Below are 20,308 nucleotides of genomic sequence, written 5' to 3' on the forward strand. Positions count from 1 at the left end.
GGAATATATAAATTTGGCCAACAAGTAAACGCGACCCCCCGGACGGCAGAGACAAATCACCAATGAACATTCTCGTTTTGACCGCTCATCCAAACCTCACAGCCTCATTGGTCAACCGAGTGTGGTTTGACGCCCTGTCAGATGTGGCAGGCATCACAACCCGTGACCTGATGGCCGTCGGCGGGCGGGCGATGAAATTTGATCCGGAGGTCGAACAGGCCCTGCTTCGGAATGCTGACCGTGTCGTGTTGCAGTTTCCGTTCTACTGGTACTCCTCCCCGCCCGTACTCAAGGCGTGGCTTGATCAGGTGTTGCTTGCCGGGTTTGCCTATGGCCCCGGTGGCAACCAACTAAACGGAAAAGAGCTCGTGCTTGCCGTTTCCACTGGCGGACCGGTCGAAAGCTATCGGACTGGTGCATTCAACAATTTTTCCATGTCCGAGTTTCTGACTCCGTTTCGACAGACGGCACTTACAACTGGCATGACCTATCTGCCGCCGTTCGTACTCCACAGTGCGATGAGCCAGGACCAGATCCGGATCGAAGCAAGCGTTCCGGCGTTGATTGCGCATCTGACCGGGCAACAGCCTGAAGCCAGCGCCAAGTTGGCTGGATAGGCACATACCCCTCGCTAAAAATCAGGAGAAGCAAATGGAAAACCTCGAAAACAAAGTGATCCTTATCACCGGTGGTGGTACGGGAATTGGGAAAGCCACGGCATCTGCCTTTATTGCCAATGGGGCGAAGGTGGTTATTACCGGTCGCAGACAATCCGTTCTTGAAGAAGCAACTCAGAAACTTGGGCCGCAAGCCTACGCTATTGTTGGGGATGTCAGCAAAGATGGCGAACCGGCCCGAATTATCGAGGAGACCATCCGCAAATTTGGCCGGCTGGATGTTTTGGTCAACAATGCTGGAACAGGAAAGATGGGTCCACTGTCTGAAACCAGTGACCAGGATATCGAAAGCATTTACCGAACCAACGTGTTTGGACCGCTGGCTTTTGCCCGCGAGGCAACCCCCCATCTTGCCAACAGTAAGGGGGCAATCATCAATATTTCTTCGGTAGTCGCGCGCGGCATGATGCCTGGCGCTGCGGTTTACGCATCGTCAAAGGCAGCTGTGGACCATGCAACCAGACTCATTGCTGCGGAACTCGGTCCAATGGGCGTCCGGGTCAATGCGGTCGCACCCGGACTTACAGACACGGAAATAACGGCAGACGTAAAGTCAAATGAACAAATGCTAGGAATGATTATCGCTCAAACACCGATGGGTCGCATCGGTGAACCTGAAGACATCGCAAACGCGGTTCTTTTGCTTGCCGATAACCGTGCCGGGTGGATCACAGGCCAGTCTGTACAAGCAGGTGGAGGGTTCCTGTTGTAAGGCGACGAGCGTGATTTTGAACATCAAGCTTCAAAAAATATCCGCAGAGGGTCAAAAGCGACCCGGCAACATCTTCAACATGATGTTGTCGGGTCTTCAATGATTACAGCATGAGATTTCTTGCCGAACCAAACGGTTTGCAGAGTTACACCGTCGGGATCAATGTTGCGCTGCTGAAGCAACGAAAACCGCAAAGACTGACTCACTTGAATTAGCCTTTGTAGGGCAATGTACGAACTCTGCGTTTAGCGCCTCTTCAAGCGTTAAGCAGCATCTGGAAGATTGGGGCTCTCAGCCCGCATTCGCCGCCTGTAGCGCGAAGCTCGGCTCCTGATTTGTGAACGACCGTCCGGTGAGCGAGGCGACTCAAGATCAAGGGCTTGGCTCGATCTATCGACGGTTGGTTCCGCTACGCCTGCGTCCAATGCCTTGCTGCATGGGCATTGGTCGACTGCGAGCCCAAATTTAACGATGCTGCACGGTGCCAGAGTGTCTGCTTTCAAAGGTTTTTCATTATGGGTAACGTCAGTTCCAGCAAGTGGAGCAACCGTGTGCGCAAACCCAAGGGTCGGCTGACCGACGTTTTTGCCTTACCAGATGATGAATTTGGAAAACCTCGAACCGTCCTGATGTTGGATCGGCTCACGCACGTTCCAGAGGCAGGAGACGTATTAACGGTTGCGGACCAGCACTTGACTATCGCTCAAGTCGATAGGCGGCGGTTTAGAGACTGCCTGACTGGTTGGAAGATGCCGGGGCGCAGCAGTATTGCTGTCTTGGTCAACAAACCTAGCGAAGCTCTTCGCCCGTTAGCGCAGAGTCCAGTTCGCCCTGTCGTCACTTGGATCCCTAAAGACGAACTGCCTTGGCACTTCCAAACGGATGATCTGCCGACATTTAATCACCTCAATGAAACTTGGAACGCGCATCCAAATGATGTCGGCCTCATGATTGAGCAGAATGATCAAACGTTACTGGCCCAAATGCGGCCAAATCCATACGCCTATCGTAAATACGAGAACATACCCTCAATCACAGTCCGCTTTTCAGGCTGCGAGCGGTATCGTGTGACACAAATGAATGACCATGGTTGGTATGGGGGCCAATGCCGTTTCAGCGGGCTCGCTCCGTCATGGGGCGAGTTCTACGAAATTTCAGGCGACACCAGAGACGACATGGACCCCACGCCTTGGGTCAAGATGGATGGGTCTGGGACGCGGCATTTTCATTTCTACCTGAGAGATGAAGCCCTTGAGGTCAAAGCGCAGGAATGGTCGTTAGAAACCAAAAGCTGACTTTCGGTTTCAATTCCTGGACGGCAGCAAAGTCCGCGTCTCGCTCATTACCAGAGGAAATCTCGCTGCACCCGGCGCGAATGACCGCTCTTAGCGCCGCGTTGCCGTGCTCAAGATGATGCTTACGCGGCAAAATCCGTGCTGCGAGCGCGCGCAGCGAGACTTTGACACTTCCGCTCAGGGCTCGGTGCGGTCGTTCGTCGAATTGTCGTGAGAAACCGCACTGCGGACAAAGCGGCCTTTGGTTCTCCAAACTAATCGGACATTTTTGGTTTTAGACTAGGCGGTTGTGTAGAGTGACAGGATTACTTGTCTTCTCTTCCGTAAGCACAATATCTCAATTGGCACCCTCATTGGATGCTGAGGAGGCCGCTACCAATCGAATTCCTATCATATCTTTAGGTCCAGGCGCGGCTTCCAAAAAGGGCGGAAGAGTTCAATCTTGGGGCATCGGTTCATCACGACTTTAAGGCCCGCCGCTTCGGCGAGTTGCGCTGCTTGGTCGTCGTACACACCGATTTGACCCCAAAGAACTTTTGCCCCGATTGCGATAGCCTCCTCGGCAAAGCCAAATAACTCTTCCTTTGGGCGGAAGACGTCAACCATATCAACATGTTTGTCGATCTCTTCTAGCGAGTGGTAGACCTTGAGTCCTCTAATTTCCGAAACATTCGGATTAGGATTCACCGGTACAATATCATAGCCGATTTCACTGAGCTGTCGCAGAACGCCATAACTGAATTTTCTTTTGTCCGCACTAGCCCCCACCATTGCAATGGTTTTGACCGACTGCAGGATGTCGGCTAGGTACTTGGGGTCGTAATCGTAGATGCGATCAATATCTGCTTCGGGCATCGGTTAACCTTCCTTCGGCGTCGCAATGTCAGCCTTGAGTTCGTGGGGTTTGAGTGGGTCGAGAAACGGATTGCGGTACAGCTTGTCATGGCTCTCGACCCCTATCTCAAGCGTGATGTCGGATGTTGGACGTGCCACGCAAAGGATCACATAGCCGTTCGCGATTTGCCGATTATTCAGCGCAACCTGTCGGCGTTGATCGATCGCGCCAGTCTTTAGTTTTGCCGCGCAGGTAATACAGCCGCCATACTTGCACCCAAAAGGCAAGTCGACGCCCTGTTCTCTCAGCGTTTCCAGAAGTGGACGCCGCGCATCCACACAGTATTGCGCGCCATCTCTGTTCGCGATCGTCACGGTATACATAGTCATAGCCAGATGTCGCTTGTGCAATCACCGCCCGGATACCGGCTCTCGTGACAGCGCGATGGACCATTCGGTTCTTTGCCAAAGTCCACAATGAAATCCTCGTTGATCTTCATGCCACCGTTTTCAGGGTCGCAATCGATCATCACCATAACCCCGCCCTTTTCGCGAATCTCGGGATAGAACTGGTTATCCCAAGTCGAAAACAGCGAGGTCGTGACATAAAGCCTTCGTCCGTCGAGAGAGAGCTGGAACATTTGCGGACCACCCGCGACCTCGACCCCGTTAACGATCGGAGCTTTACCCAAAAGGCCCCCCATAAACACTTGGCCGGTCAGCTTGGGATTATGCGGGTCGGTGATGTCATACTGGCGCATATCTCCATGCAGCCAATTGTTCAGGTACAAGTATTTGTCGTCCATCGAGATCAGGATCGCCGACATAACCCCCGGCAACGGGATCGGCCATTCGGGGTGCATCTCGTTTTCCACGTCGATGATCTTTTCCCACTGCCACTTTTTAGCATCGTCTTGCCACCAATGGATCACATTGGTCGAAAGAGCTGCGCCACAGAACCCGTGCGTGCTGTCGGGGTCATGGTGGAACTTGACTTCCAGTGGCAACAGCCCGTCTTCACCCAAATAGAAGCTTTCGACCGGCTCGCGCTTTTCGAAATCCCAAAAATGCAGCTCCCGCCCATATTTCAGATGGCCCACTTCTTCCAGATCGAAGCCCGGCATGAAGGTATTGGGCGCAGCCCATTCGGAACTGACCATCACGTTGTGGCGCGGTTGGTACCAGAAATCGTAGCCAAACTTGATATCGCCCATCGAGGTTTCCCAGCGACCGACGATGTTGAACTCTTTGTCGAGATGCAGATAGCCTCCAGGAGCTTCACCCTTGGCATTTCCAAGGAAGGAAATGATGATTTCCGAGCCCAAACAATGCACCGTATGCGGGCCCGATAAATCTGCCTTGGCCTTGATCTCGGTCCCGTCGATGACCTTATGCAACCGCGGCGCACGCGGGTCAGTGGCTGTATCAACGATGTGAAGGTTGTTAGAGCGAACGCCTGGCAGGATCAGGTATTTGCGGGACATCGAGCCGTCGTCGTGACAGGACGAACAGGCGTTCCACCCCATGTGGTGAAGCTCGTCCCCAATCCCCGGCATTTCCAGCCTATTGATTACCTGAGAATAGGTCGGGCTGTCAGGGTCGACATCCACAGTAGCGAGGTAATCAGGTTTCTGGATCCCTGTCCCAGTGTAGATGGCGATCGTGTAGAGTAGCTTTTCTCGGGGGGCTTTGATGGCTTCTTGCGGACTCTTGAAGCCCGGTCCACAGCATTGTCCATCCATCGTGTGCTCCTCCCTTGATTCCCTAAATTGTATCGTATATCGAAAACTTAGTTATCATAAAGTGAGAAAAATGCATCTCGAACGATTAGCGCTGATTTTGGAAATCGTGGGTCAAAAAGGACGTGCGTCCGTAGCGGATATCTGTGCCCAGTCCGGTATACCTAAACCGACGGCCTACAGGCTGGTTCAAGACCTTGTTTTGTCCGGCCTACTTGAATCACCAACCCGCGGTGAGTTCGCGATTGGGATTAGGCTAAAGCGTATCACGTTGAGCGATCACTCTGACCCCGCTCTTTTGCAGGTGATTGCGCCTGTCCTCTCTGGCGCCGCGAATGACTATGGCGCTGCGTTCTTCTTGTCTCGGCTACGAGGCCATTGGGTTGAGATTATTCATGTGGAGACACCGCAGACGGGCGTGTCTTTTCTTCATCCAGGTATGGGCAAACGACCAATGCACGCGTGCTCTTGCGCCAAGGCAATCGCCGCCGTGTCGCCTGAGCTGCTGTCTCAAGACCGATTGGATGGGCAGCTTAAGCGGTACACAGATCGCACGATTACAGACCCTAAGGATCTGGCCGCGGAACTCGATGTCATTCGAGCCAAAGGGTATGCCGTATGTGTTGAAGAGCTCGAGCGCGGGATCAGTTCTGTCGCAACAACGCTGACTAAGACAGGTGTTGGTGCGACGCTTTCAATCGGCGCTACCGCGTCTCTTCGGGTGTTTACACCTTCGAAGCGAGAAAAGATTGGCCATACACTTACCACAATGTCACACGAACTTGCGCGCGCGCTAGGATGGGGTGAAGCAGATAAAGAAAGGATACCCGCTTAGGTTCATGGGTATCGCAGTGCTGTAGGTTAACGCCATCCAGCAGGACTGGTGTGTTTTGCGACCTTCGCCGCTTTTAGGTCAATGAAGGAGACAAATATGGACGATGCAATGTTTGGTGGGTTCTTCGTGATCAACGTAAAACCTGAGTATCGGCAGCCCTTTTTGGACGCCAGCATCTTCCAAGCGCAAAATGTTGTCAGTGAAGAACCCGAAGTTTTCCAGTTTCATATTATGGTGGATGAAACAAACCCAAATCGTTTCTATTTTTACGAAGTGTTCAGGAACGAAGCCGCGGTCCAAGATCATTGGGAATCTGAAACCTTCAATAACTGGTTAAACACTGTCCGAAAGATGCTGGATGGTGAGATCGAACTAGTTGCCAGGATGCGCTCGCTTTTTCCGACGCCAAAAGGTTTCGAAGCGCAAAAAGCAAGCCTGCTACTATGGTAAAATTGACCAACGTTTGGAATTTTCGTCCGTGCGAGAACATTACGGGTTTTGGTGCTGGTCCGCTTTGGACTCGATGCGATCATGCGATGATATTTCGAGAGCATCTTCGACGCGCTCGAAGCTGACACCCGACAGAATTGACTGAACAACTGCCAGCCTATCTTTGAGAGAAAGGGGCTTTTGTATGAACAGATGGATTTATTTTGGGTTCACGTTGCTGGTTTCAGCGTGCAGCCCACCTACACAGGCTCCATTGGTCACTGACGCGAACGGTCAGACTGCCATCCAAATCAACACAAGCGGGCTGACATGCTACGGGTCGACCTGTCTGGAGATCACAAGAGGCAGCGTTCGCGCGATCGGACACAAGAGAGCGCGGATCCCAAAAGGTATCGATGTCAGCAGCGGAACCGTCACCCCAGACGAGTTCAAGCGGATGCGCCAATCAGCGATGCTGGCGGGGGGACCCGGTTCTGGCAATCGGTAAAGGAAGGAGAGGTCGCGATATGTTCAACGATGACGTCCAGGCACGATGCCCGGAATGCGGATCGCTGGATACGCTGGTTACGGGTGAGAAGGCTGCCTGCAATGCATGTGGGTACGAGGAGTCTTTTCTGTTCGATGAGGAGGTGCGCGACGGAGCGCATGAGGTTGTGGCCAACGCGCAGAAAATGGCAGGGACGAGAGACGTTCTGCAGCGATGGGAATTTGCAGGGTAAATGGGTGGCTGAGGGGGCCAGAAATCCTGAAAAGTGAAAACGCGCTGTGTGGGCCTCTCAGGGACGAAACGAGGGCCGCGCCTGTCACGAGATGAAAAATCCGTTAACCCCTCTTTGAATGGGCGTAGAAGGGGTTACTCTGCTGCGACTTGCTCGGTAGGGCTTAAACGCTTCATTCTGCGCGGGCTGCGCTGTAATCCTCGTCTGAGACATGCTCCATCCAATCCGCAGTCTTGCCCTCGACAGAGGTCTGCACAGCCAGATGGGTCATCGCACAGTCAGGCGACGCGCCGTGCCAATGCCGCTCTCCTGGCGCGAACCACACCGTATCGCCAGGACGCAACACCTGCACTGGCTGCCCCTCAGACCCAGCCAGGCCCAAGCCCGACAAAACATGCAGCGTTTGACCGGCAGGGTGCGTGTGCCAAGCTGTCCGTGCGCCGGGCTCAAAAGTCACCGTAAGGATCTTGACCGGCGAGGGATCATTCCCTGTTACAACAGGATCAAAGCGGACCGTACCGGTGAAATACTCATTGCCGGGAAATTGAGAGGGCCGGTCCCCGGCGCGGTGAATCTCCATAATGTGCTCCTTCGATGCGCTGCTCTTGGCGACTTAGCAGAGTTCCGATTTCAAACCCAGAGGCGCGCCGGGTAGACGCGGCTATCAGAGCGCCATTGTCGAATGCCCAGAATGCGACTGGAACCGGTCATCGGTTTGAACAGGACCTACGGCCGAGTTGCAGACAAAGCCGTCTCAGGCTGGCGCTGCAGATTTCGCATTTCCACCGACAACCCACAAACACAACACCGCAAGCAAAACCTCTATCGCAAATGCGGCAAGAATGTTTTCGGAAGGCCAGCCATCGAGGACGAAACTGATTGTCCTGCCCACGGCGAAAGCTGAGAAAACCGTGGCCCCAAGCAAGGCTGAGGCCTGGACCAACTTTTGGTAAAAGGCTCCGCACAAAATGATCAGGCCAAGTACCGCGAGATTGGCAGCAGGTGCACGCAACTCACTCATCAGGTTTGGCTGCGGCAAGAGTACGATGCCGTAATTGGCGTAGAAAGACTGTGGGTCCAGAGTGATGGCCAGACCGATGGCGAATGCAGTTAATCCGGACATGCCCAAGATAAGCCTGCCTCTAAGTTCAAGTTTCATGTTTGTCTCCAATGTCCTTTGGCCTGGCTCAAGCGGCTTTGGTCCACGCGCCAGACATTTCAGCTTTGTTTGCGAAGTCGGCGAAGTCGCGTGGCGCGCGTCCAAGCGCACGCTGGACCCCGTCCGCGAGGTTCGCATTGCGCCCGTCCAGCGTTTCACGCGCGATGTCCGTAATCACATCAGCAATCATCTCGCCATTCGCATGCGCGATTTCCGCGTGGAAGTCTTCGAATGAAATTGGCAGGTATTGCACAGTCCTGCCCATGGCGCGCGAAAGCTCTGCGGCCATGTCGGCAAACGTCATGAGACGTGGTCCCGTGACCTCGTACAGTTCGCCGTCGTGTCCTTCTTCTGTCAAAGCAGCTACGGCAACATCGGCGATGTCGTCCACGTCGATGATCGGTTCGCGTACTTCGCCGGCGGGCATCGGCAAGACACCTGCCATGACCGGACCAAGCAATGCCCCTTCAGAGAAGTTTTGTGCAAACCATGCTGCACGAACGATAGTGAACGGAACTCCGGAATTGCGTACGACTGCTTCCGCTCGTTCCGCATGAAACTCGCCACGCCCGGTTAGCAGAACAAGACGCTGTAATCCCTTTTCACGAGCCAATGCTGTGAAGGCTTCGACTTGCTCAACCGCGCCAGGAAAAGCGATGTCAGGAAAGTAAGAAATATAGGCAGCCGAAACGCCTTCCAGGATTGCGGGCCAGGTCTGCGGTTGTTCCCAGTCAAATGGCGTTTCACTGTTCCGCGATGCGCGCCGGACTGTCTGCTCTTTTTCTTCCAGACGTGTCGCGATCCGCGATCCGGTTTTGCCTGTTGCGCCAAGTACAAGAATGGTTTGCTCCATCATTGGTCATCTCCATGAGTTCACTTGATGGCCCGAAATTAGGCAATCAATAGAGATGTTCTATTCTTCAGAATCCGATATTATTATTCGATCGTCCAAAGTAGATAGACGAAGAGCTAAATTTCAGCCAAGGTCCCCACATGAACAAGGTTGAACCGCATGTCCTTGACCCAGATGCACTGGCACAGCCGATCGGCGATCCGCTGGGGGAAATCCTCCATTTGCTGAAATTGACAGGTACATTCTATTGCCAGTCTCGCATGACTTCACCATGGGGCGTATCGATACCGGGATTTCCCGGCGTACTGAGCTTTGCGGTCATCACACACGGGCGGTGCTTGATGAAGGTCGGTGACGATGACCCGTTCGAGGTCGAAAAAGGCGATCTGGTCTTGATGACCAACGGAGCACCGGTCGGTTTCTTTAGCTCAGAAGACACGCCGCTTTTGACGCTGGAGGAGTTGCCCATTCGCAAGGTAACCGAGCTTTATGAAACACTGGAATACGGCGGCGGCGGCGCGGAGACGGGCATCATGTACGGCCTCGTCCGGATCGATCACGCCGCCAGTGGTATGTTGATGCGCTTGCTTCCGGATGTGCTCAAAATCGACCCGTGGGAAGAGGATGCCGGAAGCTGGCTACAGGCAACTTTGCAGTTTATCGCAAAAGAGGCGCGGGAATTGAGACCGGGTGGCGAAACCGTGATTACGCGCCTGGCAGATGTCGTTGTCATCGAGACCATTCGTCGTTGGCTGAACAGCGCACCAGACGCAAACCGCGGCTGGCTGAAAGCGGCGCGAGACCCGCAGATCGGGCGCACGATAGTCGCCATTCACCGTACGCCTGCTGCGGCTTGGACAGTCGAGTCTCTCGCGGAGGTTGCTGGTATGTCCAGATCCGCGTTCGCGGCGCGGTTTACTGGGTTGGTAGGCGTTCCAGCAATTCAGTATCTTGCAACGTGGCGTATGCACCTGGCCAGCGAAAGGTTGGTGTCTACCGATCAACCAATCTCGCAGATTGCCGCTGACATCGGATACTTGTCAGAGCCTGCGTTCAACAAAGCCTTCAAACGGGTATTTGGCGCACCACCGGGAAAAATCAGGAAGAACGGAGTTCACTCCGTATCCAGGCGAAACTTGAGAAACTGAGCATCTTCGTATTCGATCTCACCGATGTGTTTGGCACCGAGTTTCCGGAGCGCACCCAGATTTTTTCTACTTGGTGGCAGCAGAAACGTGACAAAGGGGATACGTTTGTCAGCGATCGCAAAGTCGATTGCCATTTTGGAAATCCGGTTCCCAAGTCCAAAGGCGTCGGGCCGCAATACCAACCCAAAATCCCATTCGTCACCTTCTTTTTGAAACCCCCCCCAACCAACATACCGACCGCCTGATAAAAACGCCCAGTGTCCAAGACCGTCCCGCGCCCAGTAGTCTTCCTTTTTGGCGATAAACTTTCTTGCGACCTCAACATTCCATTTGAACGTCAAAAGCGGCATATGCTCTGCTACCCGGGGGTCGGACATATGAACCGCAATGTCATTCGGATCGATTTCCGAAAGGCGTGCAAATGAAATCCCATCTTTCATCATTGTACTCATTTGATGGCCCGAGATGTCCCTTGCATGCAAAGTAATTAGGGCGCGAATACTGTTTCACAGCTTTCTCGCGACAATGTACCGGCTCGGCAATAACCCGGCTTGATCCGCTGTCTCAACGATATCGAAGCCCGCACGTTCAATAGCGTCCTGGAGTTCAGCTGCGGATACAAAATTTACGAACGGAGCTTTCCCGAGCACCTGCATAATCGGGATCGCTATTCGGCTGATTATGCCATATTTGAACCCTCCGCTCTCTGGAGCGCAGACGGTCTTGGAAATGAATACCCCACCGGATTTTGTAAGGGTCGCAATGTGTTCGAGTGCATGGCCCATATCGGGGACAAGGTGCAGTAGATTATGTGCGAGGACAGCGTCGTAAGAACCGTCGTTAGGATCGTGCTGCAGAACCTCGGCCACTTTGAACGTTACATTCTCCAGCTCTTCTTCAGCGAGTTTCTCGTTGGCGATTTCGATCATCCCCGGTGCGAGATCGGAGGCAGTGACTTGAGCCACATGTGGTGCCAGTAGCAACGCGGTTGACCCCGTCCCACACCCGATTTCCAGCACGCTGTCTTCGGCTTGCAGGTAGGACTTTGTACGTTCAAGCGTGTTCAGATACCCTTCCATGTTCCGGATAGGATCAGCCGCATATTTGCGCGAAATCTTGCTCCAGAACGCGGCATCTTTGGACAATGCAGCCATATCGTTTCTCTTTTCCTTGGTGTCACCGCAGCCAATATCTTAAAACGCCGATTTATTAAATTGCCAGATATTGCAGAACTGTTATGCATTAATGCATGAATTGGAACGCTATCAATTTCGATTGGAACCAGGCACGGTCCTTTCTTGCAACGGCAGAAGAAGGTTCGTTTTCCGCCGCGGCGCGCGTGCTTGAGCAGACCCAGCCAACCGTCGGTCGTCAGGTCGCCGCGCTGGAACAGGCGCTTGGCGTCACCTTGTTTGAAAGGGTTGGCAAGTCGCTGAATCTGACAACAGCCGGTGCTGAGCTTTTGGTGCATGTCAGTGAAATGGCAAATGTCGCGAACAAAATTTCTCTGACCGCAACAAGCCAGTCACAAGCAGTTGAAGGGCAAGTCAGGATCACTGCTTCCGACGTGATGTCAGCCTATCAGCTACCGCCTATTCTCAAACAGATCAGGCTCGCGGCACCGCGGCTTGAGATCGATGTTGTCGCAGCAAATGACATACGAGACATACAGCGGCGCGAGGCAGATATCGCAATTCGGCATGTGCGCCCGACACAGCCGGACCTGATTGCAAAGCTCGTGGCAGAAGCGACGGCACATTTTTACGCTGCCCCTTCTTACCTCGAACAGGTTGGGCGACCACGAAATGAAGACGAACTTGCTAAGTTGGATTTCGTCGGCTTTGGCGATGTTGACACGATGATTGGATTTCTCAATCCGGCCGGCATCGAAGTAACCCGCAAGAATTTTCGGATTGGATCGCAGAGCGGGATAGTGTCATGGGAGTTTGTGCGCCAAGGCTTCGGCATTAGTGTTATGTCAGACGATGTGGCGGCCCTGACACCCGGTGTGGAGCGTGTTCTGCCCGAACGCGAGCCGTTCAAGTTTCCTATCTGGTTGGCCACACACTCTGAGTTACAAACAGCGCGAAGGATCAGGTTGGTATTCGATCAGCTTGCAGACCATCTCGGCTCGCGGACAAATTATTGAACATGAGTTGGTCTGGTGTGTGAACTGGAGTCTGCTCAGGGCTCCAAGCCGACCTTGGAGGCGGTGCAGCATCCTGTTATCGTCCCTCGTCATCGTCGGGTTGTCGTTGTGGGCGTGCATAGCGGAGCGGAGGATCAGTTATGGAAACCCAGACTTACCTGCCATTCGCGCTCTTTGCCCGGCCTGGAACAACGGCCGGAGCGTCGGCCAGAAGCGACAATTGAAACCAAAGCACGTCTGGGTAATCCGAGTGCGACTTGGATTGGCCCAGAACCATCGCGACATTGCACAATTCAACATGGCAATCGATAGCAAGTTGCGCAGATGCGACGGGGTGAAACTGCCTGTTGCCTTTGCAACACTCAATCTTGGCGGCGAAAGTCAGCTTTGCTGGCAGTCGACCTTAGCAGGAAGAGCAGAGAACGGCGTCTCTTAAGCCCTAATTGCAAGACTTCTGCGCCGCAGCGAATGACGGTTTTGTTGTATGTAGGTGAATAAAAATAACTGCTGCGTCAACGAGCTAAAAGAAGAACCCTACTGAAAAAATGGATGGCCAGCGAAGTACAACGCTCCACCGGCCAAGCCATTGTCAGACCTTCACTTGGTCCTTGGCGATGGCGTTGTAAACTGCACCGCCAAGGAGCGCGCCAATCACCCAGTTGAAGCCGGACAGGACCGAGAACCATGGAACCCAGACTGTCGCAACCGAGAAGACCGCAGCAATACCGAAGGCTTTGACCGCGGCGTTGTTCCAGCCGTTGTCATAGTGATAGATACCGCCGCTCATGTTGTAGAGATCGGCTTCACTAAGTTGTTCCTTGCGGTGGGCATAGTAGTCAACAATCATGATGCCAAAAATCGGAGCGAGCACCGCGCCAAGCGTGTTTACGAAACCGCTGATCCCGAACTGGCTGATGAAGCTGTTCCAGAACCCGCCAATCACCAAGGCAAAGATCGATGTAATCAAGCCGGCTTTACGGAAGCTGATCTTCTCAGGCGACAAGTTGGCGATGCCGTTGACCGCCGGGATGAAGTTAGCCACTAGGTTGATCCCAACAGTTGCGGCAAAAAAGGTCATCGCCGCTATGATTCCCAGAAGTACGCTGTCGGTACGTTCGACAATCTCGGTCGGGTTGATAATTGCCTCGCCATAGACCACTGCAGCACCGCCAGTTGTCAGAAGCGCCAGTGCCGAAAACAGGATCATGTTGAAAGGCAGGCCGGCAAGGTTACCCAATTTCATCGCCCGCTTGTCTTTGGCATAGCGAGAGAAGTCGCTGAAATTAATCATCACGGCCGCGAAATACGCAACCATTGTACCGACGATGGCGACGAACCCTTTGAATTCGGTCCAAGCAGTACCTTCGGGATTGGCGAAGATCGTCGCTGTGGCCGAGAGAAGCTGACCGTCAGAACGCTGCCAAAGCACTATCACAAGGCCGATCATCACCAAATAGACGAAGGGACCAGCAATGTTCAGGAAAGTTTCAACCCAGTTCATGCCACGCCAGAAGATAACGATGTGGAAGCCCCAGACAATAAGGAAGGAAATCCAGTCAATGCCAGTCAGGCCGAGAATTTCTTCCCCGCCACTCACACCCGTGATCGAACGGATCAGCAGGGCTACAGCCGTTGAGGCAAAATAGACCTGCACCCCGTACCAGAACACCGCGACTATCGCGCGTAGAACGGCCGGAAGCTTGGCGCCCTGGGTTCCCAGGCTGGCGCGAGCCAAGACCGGATAGGGGATGCCGTATTTTTCACCTGCGGCCCCAGACAGGTTGACCATCCACATTACAAAAAGCCCGGCCGTGATCAAAGCCGCGAAAGCAGTCCAGCCTCCGACACCAAACGAAATGAACAGCGAGGCCACAAGGGAATACCCAAAGAGAGACTGTACGTCATTTGCCCAAATATTGAAGATCGCGAACGGCCCCCAGGATTTTTCATCGGCACCGACTGGGTTGAGAGTGTTTCCTTCCGGATCCATCGTGCCGCCATGCACCACGGGTGTGTTGTCAATTGAAGCCATTTTTTCCTCCCTGTGCCCGAGATCCGAGCGGAAATTTGAATCTCGGCGAATCTTCGCGCGAAATTGAACTTGCAAGTAACATTTTAGAAGATATATCATGTAGTCGACTATCAAATACTTCAGCCAACACTTTACTGTTCTGATTGACAATAGCGCAGACGAGGAAATCGATGAGCCATTTTACCGAAGGCACATTGTCAGCGGATAAAGCCCAGCGCGCCCTTTGGTCCGCACTTCGATCCGGGGAGTTGCGGGACGGTCAGTTCGTCTCAATGTCGCAACTTGTCGGTATACTTGATTGCCCGATTGCAGCCATCCGCGAAGCGGTGAAACAGGCCAGCGCACTTGGATTGGTGTCCACATTGCCAAAGCGCGGTGTAAAAGTTATGGAAGCGCGGCCTGAAACCATCCGGGAGTGTCTTGATTTTCGCATGGTACTGGACCAGGAAGGCGCGCGGCGGAGAATTGCTGGCGGCGCGATCTCGGAATTGAAAGCCTTGCGAAAGCAGCACGATGAGATGCGACTCGCGGCCCGCAGTGGTGCGGCAAATAATCTTTCGCCAAAAGCCGTCGAAGTCGACTTGACGTTGCACGATTTTCTGGCCGAGGGGCTGAACAATCCTCAACTAGCGGCCGCTTATGACGCTAACCGGATGCGGATCGCAATTATTCAGAATGTGCGCCCGTTTATTCAGGACCGGATCGTCTCTGCGATGAAAGAGCATATTTCGATCATTGACGCCCTGGAAAGCCGTGACGTTGAAGCCGCTGTGCAAGCTATCCGGTATCACTGCGAACAAACCCTACGGTGGTGGGGCGTTGCCTGACATCCGTATTTGTTGCGCCATTCGACCCCGCGAAGCGGTTTGATCGTGGAATAATTCTCCACTACCTGACCGCAGGATTGTTAAAGCAGACCTTTATGGCTGAAGTTGCAAAGGGCGCTTTGTCCCGCTCCACGATGGTCGATCCCGCTTGCGGCGAAAGGGCGGTTTGAATTTACCAGAATTGTCACCAGTGAAGGTCCGGTTCGGTGAAATTTCGCTGCGCCACCGAAAAGGTGCTGCCGCGAGTGCGAGGAAATGCTGCGTCAGCGACATAGCAAAACATCAATGTCGGCAAAGTCCGCGACTCGGACCTTCGATGATTTTTCGCGAACGCCGGTTGCTGGCAAAACCGGCCGTTTGGATCGGAAACTCCAAAATTCCAGTCCGCAATGGCAGCTTTCTAGCTCACTGCAGACGCCCACCAAAATTTAGCGAGTGTCCAATCCGAGCCCATCCTGTGAATTTGATTTTCTCGCTGCGTGAGCTCGCAGCACAGACTTTTCCGCGTGCGCATCATCTTGTGCACAGCAACGCGTCTGAAGAACCGGCCGTTCCTGCGCAGCGCAGCGACAATGGATGCGCCAACTCACAAGTCGCGGACGGAGCGGGCCTTCGTCAAATTTGCGCCAAGGTCTGCTTGTGGTGCTTCTAAACTACCGCAGGACTGCTTTCTGTCCCCGGCAAGCTGTTGGTTTTGGAGCTCCAAAAGACACCAAACAAATGAAAGAAAAGAAATCGATTTGATATTTTTGGACCTTACTTTACAAAATCAGCCATGGCGAAATCAATTGATCAAACGTTAGGCATCGTTGTTTTGGTGAGCCCGCATTTCAACGTTTCGGCAACGACATCTTTCATCGATCCTTTTAGAACTGCGAATTACCTGTCAGGATTGGTGCGGTTTTCCTGGACCTATGTTTCGGAGGTTGGTGGTCACATCGAATCCAGCAGCGGCCTGGTGGTTGATACTGCCCCTTTGGCAAACGTGGTCAGGGGCAAGCCTTGGCTCGTTCTCGTAAGTACAAGCTGGACGCCTGAACGCCACGGGACACGCCAGTTCAAGGCGGCTCTTCAAAAATGGGATGCAGGCGGTGCAATAGTTGGTGGGTTGGATACGGGTGCAATTGTGCTCGCGCAGGCTGGATTGCTAAAGGGCAAAACTGCGACGGTCCATTATGAGCACATCGACGCCTTCGCCGAAATTGCACCGGACACGACGGTATCTGAGAACATGTTTGTAACAGATGGCAAGATCTTCACATGTTGTGGAGGATCAGCGGCAACCGACCTTGGCTTGAGATTTGTCCATTCCGTCGCTGGCGAAAGCATCGCAAACGCCTCAGCGCGGTATCTGTTTCACCATGATGTGCGTGGGGAAGGTCAGTCACAAAACCCAAAGGATGTGGAGCCGCTTGGGTATGTCACATCTGGCGTTGTCCGGGATGCGATCGACCTTATGGAAGCGCATTTGGAGACCACGTTGTCAATTCCCGCTATATCTCAACAGTTAGGCGTTTCACAGCGGCAACTGGGCCGATTGTTCCGGCAGTATGTTCAAAAGTCACCCGTCGAATACTACCGAGATATCCGCCTTGATCGAGCGCGTGGCCTCGTAACGCAAACCGAGCTCAAATTCAGCGAGATTGCAGAGGCGTCGGGGTTCAACGGTCAAGTGCATTTCAGCCGCGCTTACCGCAACCGCTTCGGCCTGACGCCCACTGCTGATCGCATTGAAGGTCGTGTGCCGTTCGAGTTTCGCGCCTGGCCAATGTTCAAGCCTGACATTAGGTCCGAAGGTGTCTCGTAGCCTTCTGCATAGCTGTGAGCATCTCATCACGCTGCGCTGAGAGTTCCTCGGTGCTTTGCCCGTGTGTATGCGCTGTCATTTCATCGACCAGTTTTCTGATCACATCATCGTCTAAGCGTGGATCACCCAGATCGTCCCACCAGCTGTTGAACGTGTCTTTAAAGTGGTCACAAAAAGCCTGCAAACCGCCTGCGCCCGCGCCCAAGTGAAAAAGAGTGGTTGGCCCCATTGCGGCCCAACGCAATCCCGGTCCGGCCCACATCGCTTTGTCTATGTCTTTGACGCTGGCAACACCTTCAACGGCCATATGAACGGCCTCTCGCCAAACTGCGGCCTGCAACCGGTTGGCTACATGCCCCGGCATGCCTTTCTTTATGCGGATCGTGACTTTCCCGATGTCATTGTAGAACGCTTCTGTGCGGTCCAGAATGTCTGATCCGGTGGCCTTATTCGCTGTCAGTTCCACCAGCGGGATCAGATGCGGCGGGTTGAAGGGGTGGCCAAGAATAAGTGGCGCGGGATCGCGCCACCCTTCTTGGAGCGCTTCGAGCGTCAGACCCGATGTCGAGCTGGAGACAATTGCGTCAGCAGCCAGCGCGGGCTCAATCTCCGCATAGATTGCATGCTTGATGGGCAACCGCTCAGGCGCGTTTTCCTGAACGAATTGCGCCTCTGTGACGGCCGCGGCAGCGGTCGCCACAAAGGTGATGGCGTCAGGTGTCGCGCGCTCAGTTAGGCCTAGGTCTTCCAGCGCAGGCCATGCGTTTTCAACGTAGGAACGCACGGCGTTCTCAGCGTTTTCGTCAGTATCAAAGACAGTTACGTTCCGGCCCGAGGCGAGGAACAATGCGGCCCAGCTTGCCCCGATCACACCGGCTCCAAGAATGGCGGTTCTTTCAATCTGAGACATCAGAACAACCCCGGATTAAGAGGAGAGGCCGCTGTCATGCCACCGTCAACAGTAAACAATTGGCCCGTTGCAAACGATGCATCGTCAGAGGCCAACCACAAAGCCATTGCTGCTATGTCAGCAGGTTTGCCAAAGCGTTTGACCGCGTGCCGTGCCAATGCGTCGGCTTTCGCTTTCTGAGGGTCTTGGGCAAGCTCAAACCCTGCATCTAGCATGCCGGTTTCAATCCAGCCCGGACAGATCGCATTGCAGCGAATTGCCGGTCCGTGATCAACCGCGATGGACCTGGTGAGCCCGTGCACAAAAGACTTTGACGCATTATAGAGTGCCATCGACGGGTCCGCGACATTGCCCGAGATCGACCCGAGGTTGATAATGGAGCCACCCTCCTGCATTTGCGGAATGAGTGCCCGGCAGACATTGAAAACGCCCTTTGCATTCGCTCCCATAACCAAATCCCAATCGGCATCAGTGCTGTCCACAACAGTCTTTTCAACCTGGACGCCAGCGTTGTTTACGATGACGTCCAATACACCCAGCTCTTGCGCAGCTTCGCCAACGGCGGCGGCATCTGACACATCCAAAGATATCCAATCAGTACTCAAACCATCCGGCTTTGGTCCCCGACCACAGGTGATAACGTCCGCACCTTCGGCCATGAAGGCCTCTACGATAGCGCGCCCAATGCCCTGCCTGCCGCCTGTAACGAAAGCGCGTTTGCCAGCCAACCGCATCAGTGCGCGACCATCACATGGCGCACGGCGGTATAAGCGTCCAAGGCGTAGACCGACATATCACAACCAGTGCCAGAGCTCTTCATCGCGGCCCAAGGCATTTCAGGCGTGGCAACACCATGCGTGTTCACCCACGTAAAGCCATAGCGCAACTTCGAAGACATCCGCATCGCGCGACCGGTATTGTTGGTCCAGACGGATGAGGCCAAACCAAACGGGCCTGCATTTGCCACCTTGAGCGCCTCTTCTTCGTCGCCAAACCGCGAGATGGTCACGACAGGACCGAAGATCTCGTTGCAGAATACCTCGGCATCATGCGCCACATTGATCAGCACGGTGGGTTCATAAAAGAAACCTGGTCCGTCGATCATGTTGCCTCCCAATACAACGTCGCAGTTATCGCGCGCTCGGTCGACAAACCCCGCTACAGCGTTGCGTTGCGCGGCCGAGATGATCGGCCCCATTTCGGTGCCTTCGGCCTTTTGAGCCCCAACTTTGATCTGGCTGACCTGATCAACAACGGCGGCGACGACCTTGTCATAGACCTCATCAGCGACAAGCAAACGGCAGGGCTGTGCACAGTCCTGACCGGCGTTGAAGAACGAACCATAGCGCACAGTTTCGGCAACCGCCTCGATATCAGCATCGTCAAAAACAATGACCGGGGCTTTCCCGCCCAGTTCCAGATGCACATGGCGGATTTGACGAGAGGCTGCAGCCATCGCGGCAGAACCCGTCGCGTTGGAACCCGTGATCGAGATCGCCTCGGTCCGTGGATCGTTGATCAACTGCTCGCCAATCTCACGACCGGGGCCGTGCAGCACGTTTACCACCCCTTTGGGCGCAACACCTGCGATCAGCTCGGCGGCTTTCAGCGTGGAAAGCGGCGTCAGCTGCGAGGGCTTCAGCGTGACCGGGCAGCCAGCTGCCAATGGCGCTGCCAGTTTCCAGGCCGCCATCATCAGCGGATAGTTCCATGGCGCAATCGCGGCTACGGGGCCAACCGGATCTTTGCGGATCATGCTGGTATGACCGGCCACATATTCGCCCGCAGCAACGGCAGACATCGTGCGCGCCGCACCGGCAAAGAACTTGAATGTGTCCAGCGTCAACGGCATTTCGTCATCCAAAGCCGAGGGCCAGGGCTTACCGGCATCCAAGCTTTCCAGCTCTGCCAGTTCCTCGACATGCTCTTCCAAGACAGTTGCGATATTGGTCAAAAGCTCAGAACGTTCTGCAGGGCTGGTCTGGCCAAATGTCTCAAAGGCTGCGTGGGCCCCTGCGGCCGCAGCGCTTGCCTGTTCGGACGTCGCGGAGTTGATCTTGCAAATCTCTTCGCCCGTGGCTGGGTTCACGACAAAGATCGGCGCGCCGCCCCCTTCAACCATTTCGCCATTGATTAACATCTTTGTCTGCATGTGGTCCTCT

Annotated in this window: 22 protein-coding genes; 10 read left to right on the forward strand and 12 right to left on the reverse strand. The window is 54.2% G+C overall.

All coding sequences use genetic code 11. The annotated features are described in order from the left end of the window. Positions 1-62: 62 nt before the first annotated feature. From ACR0DL_RS11945 to ACR0DL_RS11955, 3 genes are all read left to right on the forward strand, one after another. Entirely contained in the window at positions 63-617 is a 555-nt protein-coding gene (locus ACR0DL_RS11945) for an NAD(P)H-dependent oxidoreductase (protein ID WP_480689355.1), read from the forward strand. Positions 618-651: 34 nt separating this feature from the next. Continuing rightward, the gene (locus tag ACR0DL_RS11950; protein WP_480689357.1) at positions 652-1,389 is read left to right on the forward strand and encodes an SDR family NAD(P)-dependent oxidoreductase; all 738 of its coding nucleotides are present in this window, start codon (positions 652-654) and stop codon (positions 1,387-1,389) included. A gap of 551 nt (positions 1,390-1,940) precedes the next feature. Then, positions 1,941-2,684 carry a hypothetical protein gene (locus ACR0DL_RS11955; protein ID WP_480689359.1) on the forward strand — a complete coding sequence of 248 codons (744 nt, stop codon included), beginning with the start codon at positions 1,941-1,943 and terminating at the stop codon, positions 2,682-2,684. A 390-nt stretch (positions 2,685-3,074) separates the two neighbouring features. Here the strand turns inward: ACR0DL_RS11955 and ACR0DL_RS11960 are convergent, their stop codons facing one another. From ACR0DL_RS11960 to ACR0DL_RS11970, 3 genes are read right to left on the reverse strand one after another with little or no spacing between them, the layout of a single operon-like run. Then, complete coding sequence (locus ACR0DL_RS11960) at positions 3,075-3,539, reverse strand: CoA-binding protein (protein WP_480689361.1); 465 nt, start codon at positions 3,537-3,539, stop codon at positions 3,075-3,077. A gap of 3 nt (positions 3,540-3,542) precedes the next feature. Continuing rightward, positions 3,543-3,908, reverse strand: coding sequence for a 2Fe-2S iron-sulfur cluster-binding protein (locus tag ACR0DL_RS11965; protein ID WP_170377340.1), 366 nt, complete (start codon positions 3,906-3,908; stop codon positions 3,543-3,545). Further along, positions 3,905-5,260 (reverse strand): selenium-binding family protein, encoded by a 1,356-nt coding sequence (locus ACR0DL_RS11970; RefSeq protein WP_480689363.1) that lies wholly within the window; start codon positions 5,258-5,260, stop codon positions 3,905-3,907. The genes ACR0DL_RS11965 and ACR0DL_RS11970 overlap by 4 nt, the downstream gene beginning before the upstream one ends. A gap of 70 nt (positions 5,261-5,330) precedes the next feature. On the opposite strand from ACR0DL_RS11970, the gene ACR0DL_RS11975 reads away from it, so the two are divergent. The 3 genes from ACR0DL_RS11975 (at position 5,331) to ACR0DL_RS11985 (ending at position 7,261) form a co-directional block, all read left to right on the forward strand. Next, the gene (locus ACR0DL_RS11975; RefSeq protein WP_425081543.1) at positions 5,331-6,092 is read left to right on the forward strand and encodes an IclR family transcriptional regulator; all 762 of its coding nucleotides are present in this window, start codon (positions 5,331-5,333) and stop codon (positions 6,090-6,092) included. Positions 6,093-6,188: 96 nt separating this feature from the next. Further along, positions 6,189-6,542 (forward strand): putative quinol monooxygenase, encoded by a 354-nt coding sequence (locus ACR0DL_RS11980; protein WP_010437910.1) that lies wholly within the window; start codon positions 6,189-6,191, stop codon positions 6,540-6,542. A gap of 506 nt (positions 6,543-7,048) precedes the next feature. Continuing rightward, positions 7,049-7,261 carry a hypothetical protein gene (locus ACR0DL_RS11985; RefSeq protein WP_480689365.1) on the forward strand — a complete coding sequence of 71 codons (213 nt, stop codon included), beginning with the start codon at positions 7,049-7,051 and terminating at the stop codon, positions 7,259-7,261. Between the two features lie 172 nt (positions 7,262-7,433). Here the strand turns inward: ACR0DL_RS11985 and ACR0DL_RS11990 are convergent, their stop codons facing one another. The 3 genes from ACR0DL_RS11990 to ACR0DL_RS12000 all read right to left on the reverse strand — a co-directional run bounded on the left by ACR0DL_RS11990 (position 7,434) and on the right by ACR0DL_RS12000 (position 9,276). Further along, a complete protein-coding gene (locus tag ACR0DL_RS11990) occupies positions 7,434-7,841 on the reverse strand; it encodes a (R)-mandelonitrile lyase (RefSeq protein ID WP_170350246.1) in 408 nt (135 codons plus the stop codon). A 174-nt stretch (positions 7,842-8,015) separates the two neighbouring features. Next, positions 8,016-8,420 (reverse strand): DUF4345 domain-containing protein, encoded by a 405-nt coding sequence (locus tag ACR0DL_RS11995; RefSeq protein ID WP_480689367.1) that lies wholly within the window; start codon positions 8,418-8,420, stop codon positions 8,016-8,018. Between the two features lie 28 nt (positions 8,421-8,448). Continuing rightward, entirely contained in the window at positions 8,449-9,276 is an 828-nt protein-coding gene (locus ACR0DL_RS12000; protein WP_480689369.1) for an NAD(P)H-binding protein, read from the reverse strand. A gap of 137 nt (positions 9,277-9,413) precedes the next feature. Here ACR0DL_RS12000 and ACR0DL_RS12005 point away from each other — a divergent pair, with 137 nt between their 5' ends. Further along, the gene (locus tag ACR0DL_RS12005; RefSeq protein WP_480689371.1) at positions 9,414-10,421 is read left to right on the forward strand and encodes an AraC family transcriptional regulator; all 1,008 of its coding nucleotides are present in this window, start codon (positions 9,414-9,416) and stop codon (positions 10,419-10,421) included. On the opposite strand, the gene ACR0DL_RS12010 is transcribed toward ACR0DL_RS12005, so the two are convergent. Both ACR0DL_RS12010 and ACR0DL_RS12015 read right to left on the reverse strand, forming a co-directional pair. Beyond that, positions 10,388-10,873 (reverse strand): GNAT family N-acetyltransferase, encoded by a 486-nt coding sequence (locus tag ACR0DL_RS12010; protein WP_480689373.1) that lies wholly within the window; start codon positions 10,871-10,873, stop codon positions 10,388-10,390. The two genes, ACR0DL_RS12005 and ACR0DL_RS12010, sit on opposite strands and share 34 nt — an antisense overlap. Positions 10,874-10,927: 54 nt before the next feature. Continuing rightward, positions 10,928-11,575, reverse strand: a complete 648-nt coding sequence (locus ACR0DL_RS12015) for a class I SAM-dependent methyltransferase (protein WP_480647895.1) — start codon at positions 11,573-11,575, stop codon at positions 10,928-10,930. Positions 11,576-11,670: 95 nt separating this feature from the next. Here ACR0DL_RS12015 and ACR0DL_RS12020 point away from each other — a divergent pair, with 95 nt between their 5' ends. Further along, entirely contained in the window at positions 11,671-12,570 is a 900-nt protein-coding gene (locus ACR0DL_RS12020) for a LysR family transcriptional regulator (RefSeq protein ID WP_480689375.1), read from the forward strand. Between the two features lie 589 nt (positions 12,571-13,159). Here ACR0DL_RS12020 and ACR0DL_RS12025 read toward each other — a convergent pair. Next, positions 13,160-14,602 (reverse strand): NCS1 family nucleobase:cation symporter-1, encoded by a 1,443-nt coding sequence (locus ACR0DL_RS12025; protein WP_480689512.1) that lies wholly within the window; start codon positions 14,600-14,602, stop codon positions 13,160-13,162. 170 nt (positions 14,603-14,772) lie between these two features. On the opposite strand from ACR0DL_RS12025, the gene ACR0DL_RS12030 reads away from it, so the two are divergent. Both ACR0DL_RS12030 and ACR0DL_RS12035 read left to right on the forward strand, forming a co-directional pair. Continuing rightward, the gene (locus ACR0DL_RS12030; RefSeq protein WP_480689377.1) at positions 14,773-15,429 is read left to right on the forward strand and encodes a GntR family transcriptional regulator; all 657 of its coding nucleotides are present in this window, start codon (positions 14,773-14,775) and stop codon (positions 15,427-15,429) included. Between the two features lie 775 nt (positions 15,430-16,204). Then, the gene (locus ACR0DL_RS12035; protein WP_170352067.1) at positions 16,205-17,236 is read left to right on the forward strand and encodes a GlxA family transcriptional regulator; all 1,032 of its coding nucleotides are present in this window, start codon (positions 16,205-16,207) and stop codon (positions 17,234-17,236) included. Here ACR0DL_RS12035 and ACR0DL_RS12040 read toward each other — a convergent pair. From ACR0DL_RS12040 to ACR0DL_RS12050, 3 genes are read right to left on the reverse strand one after another with little or no spacing between them, the layout of a single operon-like run. Continuing rightward, positions 17,214-18,146, reverse strand: coding sequence for a 3-hydroxyacyl-CoA dehydrogenase NAD-binding domain-containing protein (locus ACR0DL_RS12040; RefSeq protein WP_170352068.1), 933 nt, complete (start codon positions 18,144-18,146; stop codon positions 17,214-17,216). The genes ACR0DL_RS12035 and ACR0DL_RS12040 overlap by 23 nt on opposite strands. Then, complete coding sequence (locus ACR0DL_RS12045) at positions 18,146-18,880, reverse strand: SDR family NAD(P)-dependent oxidoreductase (protein WP_170352069.1); 735 nt, start codon at positions 18,878-18,880, stop codon at positions 18,146-18,148. The genes ACR0DL_RS12040 and ACR0DL_RS12045 overlap by 1 nt, the downstream gene beginning before the upstream one ends. Continuing rightward, positions 18,880-20,298, reverse strand: a complete 1,419-nt coding sequence (locus ACR0DL_RS12050) for an aminobutyraldehyde dehydrogenase (protein ID WP_480689379.1) — start codon at positions 20,296-20,298, stop codon at positions 18,880-18,882. Before ACR0DL_RS12050 ends, ACR0DL_RS12045 begins: the two co-directional genes overlap by 1 nt. Between the last annotated feature and the right edge of the window lie 10 nt (positions 20,299-20,308).

The organism is Ruegeria sp. BB5 (assembly GCF_056539405.1).